Annotated in this window: 20 protein-coding genes; 11 read left to right on the top strand and 9 right to left on the bottom strand. The window is 45.8% G+C overall.

Annotated elements, in window-relative coordinates:
- Positions 1 to 69: 69 nt before the first annotated feature.
- From BMW59_RS21765 to BMW59_RS11520, 3 genes are all read right to left on the bottom strand, one after another.
- Positions 70 to 237: a hypothetical protein gene (locus BMW59_RS21765; protein ID WP_177174324.1), complete on the bottom strand. Its 168-nt coding sequence runs from the start codon at positions 235 to 237 to the stop codon at positions 70 to 72.
- Positions 238 to 331: 94 nt separating this feature from the next.
- The gene (fosM, locus tag BMW59_RS11525; protein WP_093052015.1) at positions 332 to 754 is read right to left on the bottom strand and encodes a FosM family fosfomycin resistance protein; all 423 of its coding nucleotides are present in this window, start codon (positions 752 to 754) and stop codon (positions 332 to 334) included.
- Positions 755 to 1,051: 297 nt separating this feature from the next.
- A complete protein-coding gene (locus BMW59_RS11520) occupies positions 1,052 to 1,276 on the bottom strand; it encodes a DUF3953 domain-containing protein (protein ID WP_093052202.1) in 225 nt (74 codons plus the stop codon).
- 229 nt (positions 1,277 to 1,505) lie between these two features.
- Between BMW59_RS11520 and BMW59_RS11515 the strand changes: the two genes are divergently transcribed.
- On the top strand, positions 1,506 to 2,351 hold the full coding sequence (locus BMW59_RS11515; RefSeq protein WP_093052012.1) for an MBL fold metallo-hydrolase: 846 nt from the start codon (positions 1,506 to 1,508) through the stop codon (positions 2,349 to 2,351).
- A 139-nt stretch (positions 2,352 to 2,490) separates the two neighbouring features.
- Here BMW59_RS11515 and BMW59_RS11510 read toward each other — a convergent pair whose 3' ends face one another.
- The 6 genes from BMW59_RS11510 to BMW59_RS11485 all read right to left on the bottom strand — a co-directional run bounded on the left by BMW59_RS11510 (position 2,491) and on the right by BMW59_RS11485 (position 9,348).
- The gene (locus BMW59_RS11510) at positions 2,491 to 3,201 is read right to left on the bottom strand and encodes a DUF4181 domain-containing protein (RefSeq protein ID WP_093052009.1); all 711 of its coding nucleotides are present in this window, start codon (positions 3,199 to 3,201) and stop codon (positions 2,491 to 2,493) included.
- 206 nt (positions 3,202 to 3,407) lie between these two features.
- On the bottom strand, positions 3,408 to 4,163 hold the full coding sequence (sdhB, locus tag BMW59_RS11505) for a succinate dehydrogenase iron-sulfur subunit (protein WP_093052007.1): 756 nt from the start codon (positions 4,161 to 4,163) through the stop codon (positions 3,408 to 3,410).
- A complete protein-coding gene (sdhA, locus tag BMW59_RS11500) occupies positions 4,160 to 5,929 on the bottom strand; it encodes a succinate dehydrogenase flavoprotein subunit (RefSeq protein WP_093052004.1) in 1,770 nt (589 codons plus the stop codon). Before sdhA ends, sdhB begins: the two co-directional genes overlap by 4 nt.
- Positions 5,930 to 5,956: 27 nt before the next feature.
- Positions 5,957 to 6,568 (bottom strand): succinate dehydrogenase cytochrome b558 subunit, encoded by a 612-nt coding sequence (locus tag BMW59_RS11495; protein ID WP_093052001.1) that lies wholly within the window; start codon positions 6,566 to 6,568, stop codon positions 5,957 to 5,959.
- 14 nt (positions 6,569 to 6,582) lie between these two features.
- Entirely contained in the window at positions 6,583 to 8,007 is a 1,425-nt protein-coding gene (gene aspA / locus BMW59_RS11490; protein ID WP_093051999.1) for an aspartate ammonia-lyase, read from the bottom strand.
- A 21-nt stretch (positions 8,008 to 8,028) separates the two neighbouring features.
- Positions 8,029 to 9,348 carry an anaerobic C4-dicarboxylate transporter family protein gene (locus tag BMW59_RS11485; RefSeq protein ID WP_093051996.1) on the bottom strand — a complete coding sequence of 440 codons (1,320 nt, stop codon included), beginning with the start codon at positions 9,346 to 9,348 and terminating at the stop codon, positions 8,029 to 8,031.
- 187 nt (positions 9,349 to 9,535) lie between these two features.
- Between BMW59_RS11485 and BMW59_RS11480 the strand changes: the two genes are divergently transcribed.
- The 10 genes from BMW59_RS11480 to BMW59_RS11435 all read left to right on the top strand — a co-directional run bounded on the left by BMW59_RS11480 (position 9,536) and on the right by BMW59_RS11435 (position 20,542).
- Positions 9,536 to 10,813, top strand: a complete 1,278-nt coding sequence (locus BMW59_RS11480) for a HAMP domain-containing sensor histidine kinase (protein ID WP_093051993.1) — start codon at positions 9,536 to 9,538, stop codon at positions 10,811 to 10,813.
- Positions 10,810 to 11,715 (top strand): DNA-binding domain-containing protein, encoded by a 906-nt coding sequence (locus BMW59_RS11475; protein WP_093051990.1) that lies wholly within the window; start codon positions 10,810 to 10,812, stop codon positions 11,713 to 11,715. Before BMW59_RS11480 ends, BMW59_RS11475 begins: the two co-directional genes overlap by 4 nt.
- A 576-nt stretch (positions 11,716 to 12,291) precedes the next feature.
- Positions 12,292 to 14,037 (top strand): class I mannose-6-phosphate isomerase, encoded by a 1,746-nt coding sequence (locus BMW59_RS11470; protein WP_218141989.1) that lies wholly within the window; start codon positions 12,292 to 12,294, stop codon positions 14,035 to 14,037.
- Positions 14,038 to 14,047: 10 nt separating this feature from the next.
- Positions 14,048 to 15,007, top strand: a complete 960-nt coding sequence (locus BMW59_RS11465) for an ROK family protein (RefSeq protein WP_093051984.1) — start codon at positions 14,048 to 14,050, stop codon at positions 15,005 to 15,007.
- Entirely contained in the window at positions 15,008 to 15,790 is a 783-nt protein-coding gene (locus tag BMW59_RS11460; RefSeq protein WP_218141988.1) for a glucose-6-phosphate isomerase family protein, read from the top strand.
- 27 nt (positions 15,791 to 15,817) lie between these two features.
- Complete coding sequence (locus BMW59_RS11455) at positions 15,818 to 16,372, top strand: glucose-6-phosphate isomerase family protein (RefSeq protein WP_093051981.1); 555 nt, start codon at positions 15,818 to 15,820, stop codon at positions 16,370 to 16,372.
- 62 nt (positions 16,373 to 16,434) lie between these two features.
- Positions 16,435 to 17,169: a GntR family transcriptional regulator gene (locus BMW59_RS11450; protein WP_093051978.1), complete on the top strand. Its 735-nt coding sequence runs from the start codon at positions 16,435 to 16,437 to the stop codon at positions 17,167 to 17,169.
- 278 nt (positions 17,170 to 17,447) lie between these two features.
- Positions 17,448 to 18,734 carry an ABC transporter substrate-binding protein gene (locus tag BMW59_RS11445; protein ID WP_093051975.1) on the top strand — a complete coding sequence of 429 codons (1,287 nt, stop codon included), beginning with the start codon at positions 17,448 to 17,450 and terminating at the stop codon, positions 18,732 to 18,734.
- Between the two features lie 89 nt (positions 18,735 to 18,823).
- Positions 18,824 to 19,687, top strand: a complete 864-nt coding sequence (locus BMW59_RS11440; RefSeq protein WP_177174323.1) for a carbohydrate ABC transporter permease — start codon at positions 18,824 to 18,826, stop codon at positions 19,685 to 19,687.
- 18 nt (positions 19,688 to 19,705) lie between these two features.
- Positions 19,706 to 20,542, top strand: a complete 837-nt coding sequence (locus tag BMW59_RS11435; protein ID WP_093051970.1) for a carbohydrate ABC transporter permease — start codon at positions 19,706 to 19,708, stop codon at positions 20,540 to 20,542.
- Positions 20,543 to 20,570 lie beyond the last annotated feature (28 nt).

Genomic DNA, 20,570 nt, shown 5'->3' with positions numbered 1-20,570 from the left:
CCAACCTGCTTTCTATTATTTAATAGTATGTAATAATTATAACTCTCATTTCTTTGAGTGACTCCTAGTTTAATGCTGCCACTGTTTATAAATAAAATAGCCAGCCCCTGTGAATAAGAGCACTCCTCCAGTAAAACCAATGGCCGTTGCGTGTGCAAAAGAGTCCCGGAAAAAACCGCCAACCAGGAAAAATATACTGGATAAACCTAATAATAAAACAGTAAACCTTTTGTTCATGCCTTGTCACTTCATCTTTTATCAGTAGCCCTTTAATGAAACGTTATTCAATTTTATCCCACTTTAATAATCATGCTTGCCTGCAAACAACCCCTCAATCAAAGAACTCCATATGTGGTTTTTCTTTCTTGTAGTAATCCAACCTGTCCTGCAAAGTACCTGTATGAAATTCAAACTTATGGCCGTCCGGGTCAGTAAAGTAAATTGACCTTTTGTCTTTTTCGTCCCGTGGGCGGCCTGAAAGGATGTTTACATTCAGCTCCTTCAGTTTCTGGTAGTTGCGATCATAGTCTGTTTTATCTATAGAAAAAGCTATATGGGTATACGAGTGGTTTATTTCGTTTCGGGGAATCCGCTTCTCTTCATTAAGAGCAAGCCACATACCATCTAAATCAAAATAAGCTGTGCTTCTACCTTTTACCAACAATTTTGCGCTGAAAACTTCTGTGTAAAATTTAATTGATTTTTCTAAGTCTGAAACCGAAAATAAAAAATGATTCAGCCCTTTTACAGTCACCTTTATCACCTGCTTATCTTTTTCCAGAAAACTCCTCTGCCCTTCATCTCGACTGCTTTATAACTGCCGCTGCATCTGGCTAGGGTCACGGGGGGATTGACAGCGGTGCATTTATTATCGAAATTTGTTATACGGTAGAGTGGCCTTTTTATACGGTAGAGTTACACTCTTATAAGGTAGAGTTTCCTTTCTATACGGTAGAGTTTCGCGTTTATAAGGTAGAGTTTTAATTTTATAATGTAGATCTTCATCTTATAATGTGGCTGTCCATAATTATAAGGTCTCTCCCACCACCCGTTAATTTAAAAACATCGTTATAGATACTATAAAAACAAACAAAGAAGCAAGAATACTCGAATAGCCTGAAAAGGCCTTTTTGTCTTTATTAAGAAATGTTACTCCTGTCAGTAATACAGAAAAACTTAACAGCAGCATTAGATAAGGCATTAACTCAAAGTTTTGCGTAAAAAGACTGTAACCAGCTAATAAAATAACCAAAACCATTAAAATACTTCTTAACATTTTCACTACTTTCCTGCCTCCTTATTACTCCTTAAAGTCAGTTATTTATTTTACCCTCTGCTCTAAAAACCCTCTCCCAATAATACAAAATTTGCCGGAGAGCTTCTCGTGCCAACGCCCTCATTAATTTAAGGCTTTAGTGCTGATTTTTAATATTATCCGTATTTGGGTGTAGATAAATTTACAACGGGAAGACTAACTACATGCCTAAATCGTGGAGGAAACACTTATGGATAAGCAAATGAATTACGGAAGTGATTATAAATATATTCCAGCCACTTCTAAAGAAAGTGGTTCAGGTATAGAAGTTTTGCCGGATCTTTACAATTACACCGTGCAGATCGTAAATATTCATATGATCGGCGACCCAAAAACCTCGGATTTTGTATTGGTTGACGCAGGAATGCCTCATTCAGCCAAGGATATTATATCCGCTGTTGAAAAACGGTTTGGGACTGACAGCCGGCCAAAAGCAATCATATTAACTCACGGACACTTTGACCATGTAGGAGCCATTATTGAACTGGTTGAACATTGGCAGATTCCTGTTTACGCACACGAGTTAGAAATGCCTTATTTAACCGGAGAAAGAAGTTACCCGAAACCGGATCCCTCGGTTGAAGGAGGCATGGTTGCAAAGATGTCGCCGATGTTCCCTAATGAACCCATTAATTTAGGAAACAACGTTAAACCATTACCTGCCGATGGATCTGTCCCTTATTTGCCGGAATTCAAATGGATTCATACGCCCGGACACACACCAGGTCAAATAGCTCTTTTCAGGGAGAACGACCGGGCGCTGGTCGCTGGAGATGCGTTTGTGACTGTTAAACAGGAATCTCTTTATAAAGTGATAACCCAGGAACAGGAAATCAGCGGTCCGCCAAAATACTTGACGACAGATTGGAAGGCAGCCAAGGAATCGGTCGTTAAGCTGGCCTCATTAAAGCCATCTGTTGCTGTGACGGGCCACGGATTGCCTATGTCAGGTGAATTACTAAAAGAAAATTTAGAAAAATTAGCCGAAAATTTTGATGACATGGCTAAGCCTGAGCACGGCAAGTATGTCAACTAAGGTTTTCACCAAAAAGTAATTTAGTTTCGGCGTGATAATCGTCCTCCTCCCCTCTGCGTGAGTATTGGGGAGTTTTTTGCTTGCACCAGACCAGGCAGCATACACATGCGCCACTACTATTGAAGCCTGCAAAAATAAATTACTTCTCCAGCTCACTTTTAATTAGCCTGTATAGTTCGTTATCCTTTAAAATTTCATATTCAATTAACGTTCCAAACTCCCTTTTTACCAGCGAGTCGTCCCCGATATAAAACTGAAACTGATTATTTTCTGTATGAACAGTGAGATGATAAGAGCCTAAAGGGACTGGGGAAGTCTCAAAAAGGACCATTTCTGCCGGATCAGAAAGGATCTCTGCAATCAGTCTCTCGTCTTCCGTTTCAATTGAGGAGCTCTGGTCGAGCGTTTCTATATTAATGCTCTTCACGGTCTCCTCTTGATCTATCACTTCTGCCATGACGGCTCCATAGGTGGTCAGGTTTCTTTCATAGATTAAATGAAAGCTTCCCAAAACAGCCGCTACACTGAGACACATAAAGGTGACGGTAGCCACATGTTTTGTCCCTTCAAGGTACTTCCACTCCATCACTGCTTTAATTCCATATCCGACTATAAAGGCAAAGACAAGGACGTTTCTCAAAAATTCATATTGCATATTTAAAGAAAAGGAAAATAGGATCGCACCTAACAGGAAAAGCCCAAGAATCGTACGGGCCACACGTGCAAGGGTTTTCCCCTCTGTCTCTGAAAGCTTCTTCTCTTCCCCTGTCACCAGCCGCTTGCCTACAAAATGTTCAATACCCTGGAGCACGCTTAAGATTATGGGTATTAAAGTTAAAAGTGCATTCATAAAAAGCTCCCCCGTTCCCCAAAGAAACAGATTACCTGCTCTGTCCCTCACTAACTCAGTTACATTCTAACATAATAGTATCCATTTAATGGGGGAATGTATGACATCATTTGGGTAAAAAGACCTTTATTCCCTGGCTTTCTTTTAAGGGGCAAATACAAATAACTAAAAAAAAACGCCGTCCCCTTGAAGGACAGCGGCTAAAGCTATTTTACAAAAAATCTTTTAAAAGAGTACGCAGTTGTGGATTTATTCATTGCTGCAATAGAGTGTGTTAATGGAATTTCTTTCGGGCATACTTCAGCGCAGTTGCCTGAGTTCCCGCACGAAGTGATACCTCCTTCGATCATAATGCTTTCAAGCCTTTTGGATGCCTGCATTTTACCTGTCGGATGGGTGTTGAACAATCGGACCTGTGATAAAGGGGCAGGACCTATAAAGGTCGATCGGTCATTCACATTCGGGCACGCTTCAAAACAGAGTCCGCACGTCATACACTTACTTAATTCATAGGCCCACTGCCTATCTTCTTCAGCCAATCGCGGTCCTGGACCGAGGTCGTGGGTGCCGTCAATATCAATCCACGCCTTTACTTTCATTAAGGCGTCAAACATTTGCTTTCGATTGACGATCAGGTCACGTTCACATGAGAACGTTTTTAACGGTGCGAGATGGATTGGCTGTTCAAGTGAATCAATTAGAGTTGAGCAGGCTTGCCTTGGCTTTCCGTTCACGAGGATTGAGCACGCCCCGCACACTTCTTCAAGACAGACCGATTCCCATTGCACCGGTGAGGTCTCTTTTCCGTCCTTGTTGACGGGATTTTTACGAATTTCCATCAGGGCAGAAATAATATTCATGCTCGGCCGGTACGGCACCTCAAATTCTTCCACATAGCTGTCAGAAGACGGGCCGTCCTGCCGCCGGATCTTTAAATGAACTAGTTTACCGTTCGTGGTCATGACTTCACACCCGCTTTCTTGCCTTTCGTATAGTCGCGTTTACGGGGGGTAATTTTCGAGATATCTACTTCCTGGTAGCTGAATTCAGGCTTCCGCTCTGCCGCATTAAACTTAGCCATTGTTGTTTTGAGAAACTTCTCATCGTCCCGGTCAGGGAACTCAGGCTTATAATGGGAGCCGCGGCTTTCATCGCGCAGATAGGCGCCCTGGGTAATGACTTTGGCGAGATCCATCATGCCTTTTAGCCCTCTTACAAAGGTTAGAGCATGGTTATGCCATTTTAATGAATCCTGGATATTAATGTTTTCAAAACGATGCATCAGGTTGGCGAGCTGCTTATCTGTTTCCAGTAATTTTTTGTTCTCCCTTACGACCGTGACGTTCTCCGTCATGAGCGTGCCCATCTCCTGATGGAGCTGATAGGCATTTTCGCTGCCGCTCATACTCAAGATCTGTGTCATCTCTTGCTGGTCCTGCTTGAGCTGTTCCGTAAAAATACGGTCGGAAACACCGTCTGTTGCCTGTTCGCTATTTTTGGCATAACGTACGGCTTCTGGCCCGGCAACCATTCCACCATAGACAGCTGACAGCAGGGAATTGGCGCCAAGCCGGTTCGCCCCGTGCTGCGAGTAATCACATTCCCCTGCGGCAAACAGCCCTGGGATGGACGTTTGCTGGTTATTATCCACCCACAGGCCTCCCATTGAGTAATGGACGCCAGGGAAGATTTTCATCGGTACTTTTCTGGGATCATCACCCATAAATTTTTCATAAATTTCAAGAATGCCGCCTAATCGGACATTCAGAAGTTCCGGGTCAATATGGGACACATCGAGGTAGACTTTATTTTCACCATCGACGCCCAGCTTCTGATTCACACACACATCGAAGATTTCTCTTGTGGCGATATCACGCGGCACCAGGTTTCCGTATGCCGGGTACTTCTCTTCGAGGAAATACCACGGCTTGCCGTCTTTATAAGTCCAGACTCGTGCCCCTTCTCCACGGGCAGACTCGCTCATGAGACGGAGTTTGTCATCTCCCGGAATGGCGGTCGGGTGGATCTGGATAAATTCCCCGTTCGCATAGATGGCGCCCTGCCTGTAGAGTTTGCCTGCAGCTGATCCGGTATTGATCAGTGAGTTCGTCGACCGGCCGAAAATCATCCCCGGCCCGCCGCTAGCCATAATTACCGCTTCCCCTTTAAATGAACGGACCTCCATAGACAGGAGTTCCTGAGCGGTGACACCGCGGCACACCCCCTCATCATCTAAAACAGCAGAGACAAAATCCCATCCTTCGAACTTTCGAACCCTTCCTTCCGACTCGAATTTCCGGACTTGTTCATCAAGGGCGTAAAGAAGCTGCTGCCCTGTCGTCGCGCCCGCAAACGCCGTCCTGCGGTGCTGGGTGCCGCCGAACCGGCGGAAGTCCAGAAGTCCTTCCGGTGTCCGGTTGAACATCACTCCCATTCGGTCAAACATATGAATGATTTTCGGGGCGGCCTCGCACATCCCCCATACCTGGGTCTGGTTGGCAAGGAAGTCACCCCCGTACAGCGTATCGTCAAAGTGCTCCCACGGGGAATCATTCTCCCCTTTCGTATTGCAAGCGCCGTTAATGCCGCCCTGGGCGCAGACGGAATGGGACCGTTTGACTGGAACCAGTGACAGCAAGTCCACATCCAAACCCATTTCCACTATTTTAATTGTCGCCATCAGCCCGGCCAGGCCGCCGCCGACAACCACTATTTTTTGTCGCTTCATAAGCTTATGTCCTCCTCTTTATATCTTCTACGACACAAAGGCAAAAATCGCAGTCAGTCCGATTCCCGACAGCACAATAAACAGAATCACGCCGATCACTTTGCCAAAGTTCTGGGATTTCCGGTTAACCGTAATGCCCCATGTGATCAGCATCGTGCGGAAGCCGTTGCTGAAATGGTAAGTGGTCATCAGAATGCCAACAATATAGAAAAACAGGTAAACAGGATTAGCTACAAGACTGGCTACCATATCAAAGTTAACTTCAGCGCCAAACGCCGCAGGGATTCTCGTCGTCCCTACGTGCCAGACGAGAAACAGAAAAACGAGGATTCCTGAGACACGCTGAAAGTAAAAATACCAGTTTTTTTCGTATTTATAGGCAGAAATATTGTTTTTCGCTTCACGGGCTATATAAATCCCATAAATGCCATGGAAGAGAAGCGGGATAAAAATAATCCCGATCTCCATCGCATAGCGGAATGGCAGGCTGCCCATCATGGCAGCCGCCTGGTTATATGTTTCAGCCCCGTAAAAGGCTGTATAATTAATCGCAAAGTGAACGAATAAGAACACGCCGATGGGGATGAGTCCTGAAATGGAATGAAGCTTCCGCCAGAAAAATGTGCGATCAGATTTCACGTTGTCCACCTCTTTCACCTCTCTTTTAATTCATGGCCCGAGATGCCGGGTTTTGTCATTTCAAACGGATCCAGTATAATGTCCAGTTCGCTTTCTGACAGGACGCCGCGTTCTTCGCAAATGTCCCTTACCGGCCTCCCGGAAGCGATCGCTTCTTTTGCAATGGAAGAGGCGGTCTCATAGCCCACGTGCGGGTTGATGGCTGTGATCACTCCGACGCTGTTTCTGACATACTGTTCCATTCTTTCCGTGTTTGCTTTAATGCCTGAGATACAGTAGCGGTTAAATACATCCATCACGTTTGTCATCATTTTGATTGAATCAAGCAGGCTTGAGACGAGTACGGGCTCCATCACATTCAGTTCAAACTGTCCGGCCTCTGACGCTAATGTAACGGTTAAATCATTGCCAATCACTTTAAACGCGACCTGGTTCACGACTTCTGCCATGACCGGATTCACTTTGCCGGGCATAATTGACGAGCCCGGCTGTCTCGGCGGCAGGAGGATTTCATTCAGCCCGGTCCGGGGGCCTGATGCCATCAGACGGAGGTCATTTGCTATTTTTGAGAGATTGGACATACAGATTTTCAAAGCAGCAGAGACGGTGGTGTACACGTCCGTGTTTTGGGTACTGTCTACGAGATTGACTGACGTCTTCATGGGGAAACCGCTAATGTCCGCCAGTTCTTTAATAACGAGACGAATATATTCAGGGTCGGCATTTAATCCGGTTCCGACAGCAGTCGCCCCCATGTTTGTCTCATAAAGGAATGGCCGGGTCTGCTTAATTCGTTCAATATCTCTGTCTAAAACGGCTGCATAGGCGCCGAATTCCTGTCCGAGGCGGATCGGTACGGCGTCCTGCAGGTGGGTCCGCCCCATCTTAAGGCAGCCCTCAAACTCATATGCTTTATCGAGAAATGAGCAATGCAAAGCCTCCATCACTGGCAGCAGCTGGTTGATCCGGTTCAGAAGAGCCAGTTTGAAACCGGTCGGAAAGGCATCGTTTGTTGACTGCGACATATTCACGTGGGAATTGGCGCTTAACACGAACGCATTTCCTTTCTCTTCGCCCAGTATTTCAAGCGCTCTGTTTGCGATGACTTCATTGGCGTTCATATTGACTGACGTGCCTGCTCCTCCCTGGATCGGATCAACAATAAACTGGTCGTTCAGTTTCCCGTCAATCACTTCTTCTGCCGCTTCGATAATCGCCTTCGCAATGTGGCGGGGCAGCTGGCCAACTTTATTGTTGGCCAGGGCCGCCGCCTTTTTCACCATGCCCATCCCGCGGATCAGTTCCTCATCAATTTTCTGTCCGGTAATCGGAAAGTTATCCACCGCTCTTAATGTCTGAATACCGTAATAGCAGCTATCGGAAATTTCTTTTTCGCCTAAAAAATCTTTTTCGACTCTGAGGCTCTCTTTAGTGACCATTTATAAAACCCCTTTCATTATTTAAAACAAGAAGACGGACAGGATAATTCCGATGACAACTGCCATAAAGGTGGAAATGAGTCCTGGGATCATAAAGCTGTGGTTTAACACGTACTTACCGATCCTGGTCGTTCCGGTCGTATCAAAGTTAATCGCCGCTACGACAGTTCCGTAGTTAGGGAAGAAGAAGTAACCGTTAACAGACGGGAACATTGCAATTAACAGCGCCGGGGAAATGCCTAGCGAAATACCTAAAGGCATTAGTGCGCTGACGGTCGCTGCCTGGCTGTAAAGAAGAATAGACAGGATGAACAAGGCTATCGCGAACAGCCATGGTGCCACGGTCACAAGTTCCTGAATATTGCCCTGGATGAATTCCTGGTTTCCAGTGAAAAATGTATTACCCATCCAGGCGATACCGAAAATGGCTACAACAGCTGTAGCTCCGGCTTTAAACACACTTCCCGAGACAATCTGATCGACTTTCGGTTTGCATAACAGGATCATAATCCCGGCAATGCTCAGCATAATAATCTGGATCGTGAAAGGCATCGACAGTCGAACAAGTTCGCCATCGACTTCCCATGCCGGTCGCAAAAATTCCATTGAGCCCATAAGAACAACGAGAACCGCGCCTGTTAAGAATAATCCAACGGCAACTTTTGATTTCCCGTTCATGTTATACGATTTGTCTTTCTTGGAGACTTCCACAAGGCCTTTTTCCAACCGTTCCTTGTAAATCGGATCATCCGGCAGCTCTACACCGCGGCGGCTGGAGATTAATGCGGCAATCATACAGGCAAGGAAGGTTGCAGGGATACAGATCATCAGAATTTGAAGGAGTGTAATGTTAAAAGGTGACAGCAAAGCAAGTAATGTCACAGTCGCTGCTGAAATCGGACTGGCAGTAATTGCCTGCTGAGAGGCGATAACAGCAATCCCCATCGGTCTCTCAGGACGGACTTTTGATTCTTTGGCTACCTCAGCGATAACCGGCAGAACAGCATAGGCGACATGGCCCGTTCCTGCGCAGAATGTAAACAAATAGGTGACGATCGGTGCCATAAAGGTAATGTGCTTTGGATTTCTCCTGAGTGCTTTTTCCGCCAGATAGACGAGAAAATCCATTCCTCCCGCTGCCTGCAGCGTCCCGGCTGCAGTGATTACAGCTAAAATCATGAAAATAACATCGACTGGCGGCGAGGCTGGCTGGAGGCCGAAAATATAAACAAAAATAGCTAAACCAAGCCCCCCCATAACCCCAAGCCCAACACCGCTGATTCGTGCACCGATAAAAATACACGCCATCAGAACTGCAAATTGAATCCAAAATTCCACCATTTTGAAATCCTCCTTTTTTGTAACGAATCCTTCACTATTTACTTGTGAAAATGTGAGCATTTAGATGTATGATGAAAGTAAGCGTTACAATTTATAATTTGATTGTACGTATAAATGTCACAGTCTCTCAAAAAGTAACAGAAAGTAACTATGTCGAATTTATGAAAGTTGACAGGAGAGATGGCTTATGAGGAATAAACGGTTTTTTCCTTATTTAATATTAATCCTTCTCGTCCCTGCAGCCGGTGAATTCCAGTTTTACCCTTTACCGGTTGACTTCAGGGTGAGCTTTGCTACGCCGATTTTGCTTTTGCTGCTTCTTTATTTTAAGGACGTGCATGCCCCTCTTTCCGGCTTACTGACGGGAATCAGTGTCGTGCTGACGCGTATTGGACTCGGGGTCTTCGGCGGAGAAGATCTCGCACCTATGATCACCCTCCACCTCCCCGTTCTGGGATATTACGTGACCTATGGGGTGCTCTTTCACTTTATTCCTATAAAGAATTATTCACGAAGGCCTTTATTTATCGGGCTGTTCGCATGCTTACTCGAAGTCGCTTCAAGCGGGGTTGAATTAACAGCACGTGCACTCGTTCTCAATCTTTCTGTCACATCCGGACTGGTTTTAACGGTCCTGTTTGTGGCTGTGATCAGAAGTTTCTTTGTCATGGGATTTTATATGATGATTCTTTACCACGACCTGCAGACGAAAGAAAAAGCCCAGCGAAAGAAGAATGATAATATCCTTCTTGTGATTTCAGATTTATACGTCGAGCTCATTCAGCTCAAAAAATCCATTCAGACATCTGAAAGGACTACAAGTGAAAGTTACTTTCTGTCAAAGCAGCTTCAGGAACAGGGAAACAATGAAATGAGTAAACGGCTTCTTCAGATTGCCGGCAGAATCCATGAATGCAAAAAAGACGGCCAGCGCATTTACGCCAGCCTGTCCAGCTTAATTAACAGACAGGAGTTCAAAGAATGGATATCCGTCAGTGAAATCATCGACCTTGTCGTCCGGGCCAACAAGTCTTATGCCTCTTTTCTGAAAAAGAATATTTCTTTTGAAGTAGAGATAAAGGGCCGTCCGGTTAAATTTCACTCTTATTTCCTTCTGTCCATTCTGAACAACTTAATTTCCAACTCTGTAGAAGCAATCGAAGAGTCAGGACGCATTAAAATCACAGCCGATCATGCCGTGAAAGAAGGCCGCATGACGTTTTCGATTAAGGATAACGGCCGGGGAATCGAACCGAAATATCACGATGTGATCTTTTCGCCCGGATTTACAACAAAATATAACGCCTCAGGAAACCCTTCCAATGGAATCGGCCTTTCCTATATTAAAAGTGTCATTGAAGCGCATCAAGGAACAATCTGGCTTATGCGATCAGTGCCTCACACGGCCACTGAGTTTACTATCGACATTCCTGTGACGTTAAAAATTGAGGAGGATGCCTCATGAGATATTTTATTGTTGATGATGACCGCGCGATCCGCGGCTCTCTCTTGAACTTGCTTGAGACAGACCTGGAAGCGGAGGTAGCCGGCACAGCTGAGGACGGGGTCCACATTCATGCGTCTATGCTTAATGAGCAAGCCGTCGATATTTTGCTGATCGATTTGCTTATGCCTGAGCGGGACGGCATTGAAACGTTAAAGGCTGTGTATCCGGGTTTTAAAGGGAAAACGGTCATGCTTTCACAGGTGGAAACAAAGGACATCATTGCTAACGCCTATCAAAACGGGGCTGAAGCCTATATAACAAAACCGGTGAACCGGCACGAGGTGCTTTCTGTGCTGCAGCGGGTGGAAAAAAGCTTGAAACTTGAAAAATCAATGGATCAGATCAGGCATTCCCTCCAGTTAATTGCAGACGGGGCTCCGGAAACTGGGGCAACTGCAGTTGCGCCTGAAGCCGTTCCGTGTCTTTCTGAACAAGTGCTGTCTGACTTAGGGATCCTTTACGAAAAAGGGACCGAAGATTTACTTCTTCTCGTAAAGCTGCTGAAGGAAGAAAATATCACAGCCGTCCCTCCTCTTAAGGAACTATGGGAAATGGTAACGTCGGTAAAAACGGGCGAACGTGAGCCTTCCAGGAAAGAAATGAAGGCAACCGAACAACGGGTAAGGCGCGCCATCCAGCAGTCCTTTAACCATATTTCCTCCTTAGGAGCAATGGATATCATGCACCCGAAATTCGAACATTACGGCATGAAATTCTTTGATCTCGATCAGCTTCAGTCACGCATCTATGACATCAATCAAGGAAACGGCGACCAGGAAAAAGCAGCTGGGATCAGAGTGAATATGAGGCGGTTTATTGGCGCGTTTTACGATGAATGCCGGATGGAAAGAGTGAGGTAAGGCAAGGTGGGATAGGGTCAGGCAGGGTTTTGGGGCGGCAGGAAGGATCGCGGACTTCCATAAGGGGCGGCCTGGAAAGTGCTTTTATTTTAAAAAGGGGGAGTACGAGCCGGAAATGTCTTGGATACAAGGGTATAGTCGCACCTCCATTTTAGAGACGATATAAAATTTGGAGGTGTATTTATTTTGTTTGCGGAGATGAGGAAAAGGTCTTCTCTTTAATCTTTCACTAGTTTGCGGCTTATGACCCGCTCGATACCCCTGCCCTGTTACGAACGGGTCTTTTTCTCGTTTTATCACCCTCTCAGTTGCCGGAGAGCATGCTGAGTCGACCTTATTTTCCGTTTATGGTCCGCTCGATACCCAGCATCCCTTGATGAGTGAACCTTTCCAAAATTTATTACCGACATACTTGAATCACCTCCAGCCTCCTATCTTTCCCACTAATAATTATCTGAAAATTCCATTGACATATCTTTAAATCTAAAGTTACAATAAAGTCATAATGTTATAACATTATATCTAATTACTTTTTTGCAGTGGAGGAGAGAACTTATGGGAAAGTATCTGAACAGGCTGCCGAATTATGATAAGTATCCGGCTGTCACTGTTAAAGGCTTTGAGGAAAGTGTCACAAAAGGTTATGAGGCGGTTTCAGCCAAATTAAAGGCTCACCAGCCTGAAAAAGGCCGGTTTGTCATCGCTGTGGAATGTTATCCGGGTGTGAGAGAAGACGAAATAAAACAGGGGCTTACTTCTGCTTTTGACACTGTCACCATCCTCCATGCCGATGCCATTATGGAATCCGCAGAAACAGTCACAAACAAAATAAAAAGAAATATGACAGATGACCGGGTTTTCGGCTTTATGGCCCCCCACCGGCTTGAGGAATTTGTCGATGAGCAGAAGTTAGCAACCTTCCGGGAACAGGCAGCTAAGGTGCAGGACGGCGTCGTGTTCATCTACGGTGTTGGCGCGACGCTCATCGAAGAGAACCCTGACCTTCTCGTCTATGCGGATTTAACACGGTGGGAAGTTCAGCAGCGATTTGAAACGAAGGAAATTGGCAACTGGAAAGCAGATAACAAAGACGAAGAGCCTCTGAAGAAATTTAAACGAGGTTATTTCTTCGAATGGCGTATGGCAGACCGAGTGAAACAAAGACTATTTGAAAAAGCGGATTATTTCCTTGATACAGAGAAAGCAGACAGCCCCGTCATGGTTGACGGCGAGGCTTATCTAAACGGCCTTCAGCAGGCAGTGAATCAGCCGTTCCGTGTCGTCCCTTATTTTAAACCGGGTATATGGGGAGGCCAGTGGATCCGTGAAGTTGTCGACCTGGATGATGACGCGGTTAACTATGCCTGGGCGTTTGACTGTGTCCCTGAAGAAAACAGCCTCAATCTTAAGTTCGGCGACACGATCTTTACACTCCCTTCTATCAACCTCGTTTATTATCAACCGGTCGAATTAATGGGAGATAAAGTGCACGCCCGGTTTGGCAAGAGTTTCCCGATCCGCTTCGACTTCCTGGATACGATGGAAGGTCAGAACCTGAGCCTCCAGGTTCACCCGCTCACTGAATATATTCAGGACACCTTTGGAATGCCCTATACTCAGGACGAAAGCTATTATTATCTCGATTGCAGCGATGACGCTACCATTTATCTCGGACTGAAAGAAGGCGTCGACAAAGAGGAGATGATCGCTGACCTGAAACGGGCGGAAAAAGGAGAAATCAGCTTCCCTGATGAAAAATATATTAATCAGTTTCCTGTGAAAAAGCACGATCATATCGCCATCCCGGCCGGAACGATTCACTGCTCGGCCACTGACAGCATGGTGCTTGAAATCAGTGCGACCCCTTACATTTTTACCTTTAAGCTGTGGGACTGGGACAGAGTGGATCTTGACGGCAAACCGCGTCCTGTCCATATTGACCATGGAAAGGAAGTCATTCAATGGGACCGCACGACCTCTTGGATTGAAGATCACCTGATCGATCAGGCGGAAGTTGTTAAAGAAGCCCACAGCTGGACAGAGGAAAAGACCGGCCTCCACGAGCGGGAGTTCCTCGAAACACGCCGCCATACCGGGAACGGTCCTGTCACCCATGAGACGGGCGGTATCGTTAACGTGCTGAACCTTGTGGAAGGTGAAGAAGCGACGGTCGAAAGCCCGTCTGGAGAATTCGCCCCTTATGTAGTCCACTATGCCGAAACATTTATCATCCCTGCCAATGTGACGACTTATACGATTAGGCCATCCGGACCGAGCGAAGGAAAAACGATTGCGACTGTGAAAGCTTACGTCCGAACTTAAGGAGGGCGCTATGGATACGATCTCGGTGGATTTTGGAGGAACTTTTATAAAAATTGGACTCATCAGAGACGGCCATGTTGCCGACTTTACGGATACTCCTTCCTATTCCGGTAAAGGGCTGACGCCAAGACTTGCCGTCGTTGAAACGATTGTCGCTGAGTTACTTGAAAAAAACGCTATGACGGCCGGCGAGCTCAACGGAATCGGGATCGCCATCCCCGGTCTCGTCGATGCGACGGAGAAACGAGTCCTTTCTACCAATGCAAAATACAATGATGCCATTAATTTTTCATTTACCCGCTGGGTGGATAAGACCTTCAACGTCCCTTTTATTATTGAAAATGACGCTCGGGCTGCCCTGGCTGGAGAAGTGTTTCACGGAGGGGCACAGGGCTCCGAAGATGCTGTCATGATGATATTCGGGACAGGGATCGGAACAGCAGCTATGATTAACGGCCAGCTATTAAGAGGCAAACACCATCAGGCAGGTGTATTAGGCGGCCACTTCATTACCGATCACGCCGGCTATATGTGCACCTGCGGAAACAAAGGATGTGTGGAAGCCCAGGCCTCCAACTGGTCTCTACCCATCGTTGCAAGGGAAAGAGCAGGTTTTAATAAAAGCAGGCTTGCGGACGCAGACCATGTGGATTATAAATCTGTCGTGGAGAACGCCCGTGCCGGTGACGATTTTTCTGAATCGTTCCTTGAAGATCTCATTGAACACTGGGCTGCTGGTCTCACAAACCTTGTGCATGCCTATGACCCGTCTACCGTCATTTTAAGCGGCGGGCTGATGAAATCAAAGGACTACCTCCTTCCGAAAATAAAAGCAAGGGTGCTCGAGAGAACCTGGACCCCGTGGGGACAACCGGAATTTCTAGCTGCTGAAAAACCTGAACATTCTGTTCTGCTCGGGCTCCATCACCTGACAGTAACTGAATACAGGAAAACGAAAGGAGTTTTGTAAGTGACGCGTTTTGACCCGAAAGTAAGCATTATGCCGAAAGAAGAAAACATGACTTTTACTTATGGCGAGGGCATTTTCGGACCTGTCCCTGAACACCGGAAGCTGGATGATATTAGAAAGAGTCTTCAGGACCCGGACTGTGATGGTCCTGACACCGTCTACTCCATCGTCATGGACGTAGGAAAAGAAAAAGATAAACGTGAACTGGAAGAACGGATGCTGCTGTTCGGCGTAGTGACCTATGCGAAAGGACAGCTTGGCAAGGAACCAATAAGAAGCCAGGGGCACATTCATAAAGTCTCCTCGCACAGCGGCTGGTCCCCTCCGGAAGTATATGAAATCTGGGAAGGCGAAGCTGTCATTTATATGCAGGAAACGGCGAAAGACAATCCAGGCAGGTGCTATGCGGTTTACGCCTCCCCCGGTGATGTGGTGATCGTCCCGCCAAAATGGGCCCATGCGACGATCAGCGCCAATCCTGACAAGCCATTGACGTTCGGGGCCTGGTGCGACCGTGAATACGGCTTTGAGTATGAGGACGTGAGAGCCCATCAGGGGCTTGCCTGGTATCCGGTCATCGCCGATGACGGGAGCCTTGAATGGAAACACAACGATAACTACGAGTATACCGAACTCATTCAACAGACACCCCGCCGCTATGAGGAGTTTAAGATCGACCAGGATACACCGATCTATGAACAGTTTGAGGCTGACCCTGGTAAATTCCAGTTCGTATCAAAACCCTTTTTAAAAGAAATAGAATGGGAAGGATTTAAGCCTTAGACCATTCATTAAAGGAGGAACGCAAGTATGGAAATTAAAGATCCGCGCAATCATTTTTCAAAGGAAAATGGCGCGTTAAGCGGTGAAAAAACGAGTAAAACGATCCGCAAGCTTAAAGACATGAAAGGTTTTTATGAGGATGAAGAGGCATTTAATAAGATGGATCCGGAAACGGTTCTCTACGAAGTGGAAATGCATGCGCCGGTCAAGGCCGGTACGGAAGGCGGTCTGTTCTTCGGGACGAGCTTTCTGAACCCCGGTAAAGTGGGTGAAGAGTTTTTCATGACGAAAGGCCATTTCCACGAAATCATTAACCGGGCGGAATATTACTGGGGACTCGAAGGCGAAGGCGTGCTTGTCTTTATGGATGAAGATGGGAATGCCAGCGCAGAAAAAGTCTGCCCAGGATCCCTTCACTTCGTTCCTGGAAAAATCGCGCACAGGCTCGTGAATACAGGAGATACAAAACTGGCCGTCGGCGCCTGCTGGCCTGCGGATGCCGGGCACCAGTACGGGCCAATTGCCGAGTCTGGATTCGGCGTCCGGATTAAAGAAAAGAATGGCACCATCATCGCTGAATAGCTTTCCTCTTTTTCACCTCAATGTCATAATGATATGTACAAGTACTGAGGAGTGATGATCACATGTCATTGTTAAACCATAATAAAGGGGCCGTGCCGTTATACCAGCAGCTGAAGGAGATCATCAAAGACAAAATTGAGAACGGCGTTTATGAAGTCGGCGAGAAAATCGAAACAGAAAAGGAACTGCAGGAAATTTATGAGTTAAGCCGGATTACCGTCCGCCAGGCGTTGAACGAACTGGTGAATGAAGGCTACCTTCACAGGCAGCGCGGGAAAGGGACCGTCGTTCTGGGACAGAAACTGTTCCATGAACAGGTGCTGCAAGTCAAAAGTTTCACTGAAGAAATGAATGAACGGGGCTATAAAACTGGAACATCGTATATCGATGTGTCTCAAGTGAAAGCCAGTGCGGAAGTGGCACGGAACCTGGCTCTTGACGAAGGCGATGATGTGATTCAGCTCATCAGGGTGCGTACAGCGAACGGCATTCCTATCGTCGTTTTTGACACTTACCTGTCTATGAAAACCGGTATCAAAATGGCAGACCTGGAAACGATCAGTTCCCTCTATGATTTTTTGACCGCTAAAGGCATTAACATTCATTACGTAGATGAATGCTTTGAGGTGGTGACAGCGGATAAACGGCTCGCTTCATTTCTGGATGTGAAATCAGGCTTTCCGCTCATGCTGAGGACACGGCAGACCTACAGCACTGATCACTTCCCTATTGAATATACGAAAGCTTATTATCATTCAAAACTGTATCGGTTTAACTTAAGAACGGAAGGGAAATGACGCGGTATTCGCACGGTCATTTCCCTATATGACCAAACCATTATTTGTCATATCATTATATCTAATTCTCACAATTTATATAATGGATAAATGAGGCAGTATAACGTTTCCCAAGTGGTTAACTGATATAGATAGTAAATCACTAAAGTTTATAGACATTTTTACCTTATAATAAGTCAGCCTTAAAATATTATAGGTTAAACCATAAAATAGTGCATGTTAAATTATCTTTATTTTCTGTATATTTTAGAAGAACACCATTACAAAGGAGGATTCAAATGAAGAACATTGTTATTGCAGGTCTTATGTTATTTCTGTTATTAATTGTAACCGCTTGCAGTCAAGGGGATGAGGGTGAAACGGAAGCTTCTCAGGAAGAAGAGTACGAGTTAACGTTCCATACGCATTATGTGGGTAATGAAGGACGTGCAGAGACCATTCAGGCCATCGTGGACGAGTTCAATGAAGAACATGAAGGCAGAGCAAGAGTGGTAATCGACGGAACGCCGGATCCGCAGACACTCTACGATAGAAACCGGACAAGCCTGGCGACGGATACTGTGCCTGACATCTTCTACTTCCAGCACAACCCGGTCGACGCTGACAGATATTACGGGTCTGACAAACTGATTGACCTTACCCCGCATTTAGATGATGGCTGGGGAGACAGTTTCTCAGAAGAGGGACTCGAACACGGAAGATATGAAGACAAGATTATGGCAGTTCCATTTGAATCCATGATGGTGCCGATTTACTACAATACTGAATTGTTTGCTGAGGCAGGCATCGATGAATTTCCTAAAACGTGGGACGACTTTTTTGAAGCCAGTGAGAAACTGATGGACAACGGGATCATTCCAATCGCCACAGGGACTGGTGAAAACGCATGGTCTACCCAGCTGATGTATTCCTATATTGTCTCAAGTATTGCAGGGGCAGACTTCTGGGAGCTTGACCTTGATGACGAAGCTTTTCTGGAAGGGGCAAGGGTTCTGGAAAAATTGTTTGAGTATTCACCTTCAGACGCGGTTGGCCTTCCTTATTCGTCTTATGCCAGCTACTTTGTTAATGAAAATGCCGCTATGATCGTTAACGGGCCGTGGATGATCAGTCAATTTTATGAACAGGGCGGAGATGAATTTGCTGACAAGGTAGGCGCGGGAACAATGCCGGCTTATGACGGAGGCGAAGGTGAACAAGGCGCAGTTATTGCCGGAGTAAACTTCGTATTAACAGGCAAACAGCATACAGACCCTGCCAAAGAAGAATATGCTGTCGCCTTCATGAAGTACCTGACTGACCCGGATAACGCCAAGAGACTGTTCCTCGACAGCGGGGCGTTAATGGAAGCAGCAAGCTTTGAAATTAATGAAGATGACGACGCAGACCGCATTTCAATGGATATTCTCAGCCACTTGCAGGAAGCACCTTACGAATTTAAACACTTAATCAATGCGAAGAGTACGGAAGTCGCTAATGAATTTCCGTCAGCAGTCTCCGCTCTTGCTCTTGGTGAAGTGACACCGGAAGAGTTTGTTGAGCAGTTAGCTAATGTCGATGAATAATCTTTAACATCATAATGTTATATCATTCTATCATAATGGTTCAATCGCGAGATTGAACCATTATGATGAACTTAGTGGAGTTGATAAGGATGAAAAATAAAAAGAAACTAGGTGTTTTTCTTTTTATTCTGCCTGCCGTCATTGTCTTTTTTATTTACTTTGTCTATCCGATCGGATTTTTGCTGTATACGAGTTTTATGGCTTGGGATGGTGTAGGGTCCATGTCGTTTACAGGGCTCAGCAACTATGAACGGCTGATTGACGATCACGTCTTCCATAAATCATTAATGAATACCCTGATTTGGGGTGCTGCAGCCGTGTTTATCCATATTCCCCTGGCCCTTTTGCTTGCGATCATTTTATCATATAAAGTTCCTGGCTGGAAATTTTTCAGGACAGTGTTCTTTTTCCCGAACCTCATTTCCACCCTGGCATTGTCAATGATGTGGCTGTTTATATACAACGGGCAATTCGGCCTGCTGAACGCCGCGTTGGAGCTTATAGGGTTAGAGGGCCTTCAGCGAAACTGGCTCGGGGAAATCAGTACGGCCTTTCCCGCATTGATTGCGCATTGGCTCTTTTACGTAGGAATCTTTATGGTCATCTTTATGGCCTTTATTGCAACGATCGATAAGTCGATTTACGAAGCGGCGGAAATTGACGGCGCAAATATTTTTCAAAGAGAATTGTTCATTACCCTCCCTTTATTAAAACCAGGGATTGCAGCGGGTGTTTTACTGGCCATTACGAACACACTGAAAAACTTCGAAGCCCCGTTTGTTATGACTAACGGCGGTCCTGTAAATGAAACGATGGTAATGGCTCTCCACATTTACAGACAAATGGTTAATTTCAACTATGGCTATGCCAATACTCTCGCAATCATGCTTATACTTGCCGGCGGGATGATGATCCTTGTCGTCCAACTCGTATTCCGGGAGAAAAATGCTTAAAGAAGGAGGTTCCATAGAATGAGTGCATCAAAGAAATCTGCTAAGTTAGGCTACATTCCTGTTTATCTGATTCTATTATTCTTTTTAATCGTAACGACCTTTCCATTCATCTGGATTTTAATATCTTCATTGAAAGGCAATGCGGAGTTAATGCGATCCCCCTTCTCACTCCCGGAAACCTGGCAATTCGCAAATTATGTGGAAGCTTTCAGTGTGGGCAACCTGGGAAGATTGTTCTGGAATTCCTTATTTGTAAGTACGGTCAGTACAGCGGTCTGTATTCTTTTTGCCACAATGGCCGCCTATGCGGTTCGAAAGGGCGGTAAATGGTCAAAAATTATTTATTTTACTATCATTATTGGAATCTTTTTACCTACCAATTCATTATTAGTTCCTTATTATTTGATTGCTGCCCAGTTCAATCTGATTAACACGCCGTGGGCGCTGATTACGACCTATATGGCCATGGGCCTCCCATTGACGCTGTTAATCATCTACGGATTTGTCAGAGGGGTGCCGCAGGAAATCTTTGAATCGGCAGAGATCGACGGCTGTAATATGTTCCAGACTTACTACCGGATTCTTCTCCCTCTCGTACGGCCGGGGATTGCAACAGCGGCTATCTTCCAGTTTTTGTTCGCCTGGAACGAGTTTATCTTCGCCCTGCTGTTAACGACAGATCAGAGCGTCCGGACGCTGCAAGTGGGGATCAGCCTGTTCAAGTCCGTTTACCAGAACGACTTTACAACGATGTTTGCTGCGATTTTCAGCAGCTTAATTCCAATCATTATCATTTATATTTTCCTTCAAAAACACATTATTGACGGACTGACAAGCGGCTCAGTCAAAGGATAACAGCACATTACCAGGTCAGGAGTGAAAC

The organism is Salipaludibacillus aurantiacus (assembly GCF_900111295.1).
Taxonomy (GTDB): Bacteria; Bacillota; Bacilli; order Bacillales; family Salisediminibacteriaceae; genus Salipaludibacillus; species Salipaludibacillus aurantiacus.
The sequence above is the reverse complement of the archived record's forward strand: the minus strand, read 5'-3'. Positions and strand labels throughout refer to the sequence as shown.

Excerpts from the sequence above, each read along its gene's own strand:
- BMW59_RS21765 (WP_177174324.1), bottom strand. The coding sequence starts at position 237 with ATGAACAAAAGGTTTACTGTTTTATTATTAGGTTTATCCAGTATATTT.
- BMW59_RS11520 (WP_093052202.1), bottom strand. The coding sequence starts at position 1,276 with ATGTTAAGAAGTATTTTAATGGTTTTGGTTATTTTATTAGCTGGTTAC.
- BMW59_RS11515 (WP_093052012.1), top strand. The coding sequence starts at position 1,506 with ATGGATAAGCAAATGAATTACGGAAGTGATTATAAATATATTCCAGCC.
- BMW59_RS11510 (WP_093052009.1), bottom strand. The coding sequence starts at position 3,201 with ATGAATGCACTTTTAACTTTAATACCCATAATCTTAAGCGTGCTCCAG.
- sdhB (WP_093052007.1), bottom strand. The coding sequence starts at position 4,163 with ATGACCACGAACGGTAAACTAGTTCATTTAAAGATCCGGCGGCAGGAC.
- sdhA (WP_093052004.1), bottom strand. The coding sequence starts at position 5,929 with ATGAAGCGACAAAAAATAGTGGTTGTCGGCGGCGGCCTGGCCGGGCTG.
- aspA (WP_093051999.1), bottom strand. The coding sequence starts at position 8,007 with ATGGTCACTAAAGAGAGCCTCAGAGTCGAAAAAGATTTTTTAGGCGAA.
- BMW59_RS11485 (WP_093051996.1), bottom strand. The coding sequence starts at position 9,348 with ATGGTGGAATTTTGGATTCAATTTGCAGTTCTGATGGCGTGTATTTTT.
- BMW59_RS11480 (WP_093051993.1), top strand. The coding sequence starts at position 9,536 with ATGAGGAATAAACGGTTTTTTCCTTATTTAATATTAATCCTTCTCGTC.
- BMW59_RS11475 (WP_093051990.1), top strand. The coding sequence starts at position 10,810 with ATGAGATATTTTATTGTTGATGATGACCGCGCGATCCGCGGCTCTCTC.
- BMW59_RS11465 (WP_093051984.1), top strand. The coding sequence starts at position 14,048 with ATGGATACGATCTCGGTGGATTTTGGAGGAACTTTTATAAAAATTGGA.
- BMW59_RS11455 (WP_093051981.1), top strand. The coding sequence starts at position 15,818 with ATGGAAATTAAAGATCCGCGCAATCATTTTTCAAAGGAAAATGGCGCG.
- BMW59_RS11450 (WP_093051978.1), top strand. The coding sequence starts at position 16,435 with ATGTCATTGTTAAACCATAATAAAGGGGCCGTGCCGTTATACCAGCAG.
- BMW59_RS11445 (WP_093051975.1), top strand. The coding sequence starts at position 17,448 with ATGAAGAACATTGTTATTGCAGGTCTTATGTTATTTCTGTTATTAATT.
- BMW59_RS11440 (WP_177174323.1), top strand. The coding sequence starts at position 18,824 with ATGAAAAATAAAAAGAAACTAGGTGTTTTTCTTTTTATTCTGCCTGCC.
- BMW59_RS11435 (WP_093051970.1), top strand. The coding sequence starts at position 19,706 with ATGAGTGCATCAAAGAAATCTGCTAAGTTAGGCTACATTCCTGTTTAT.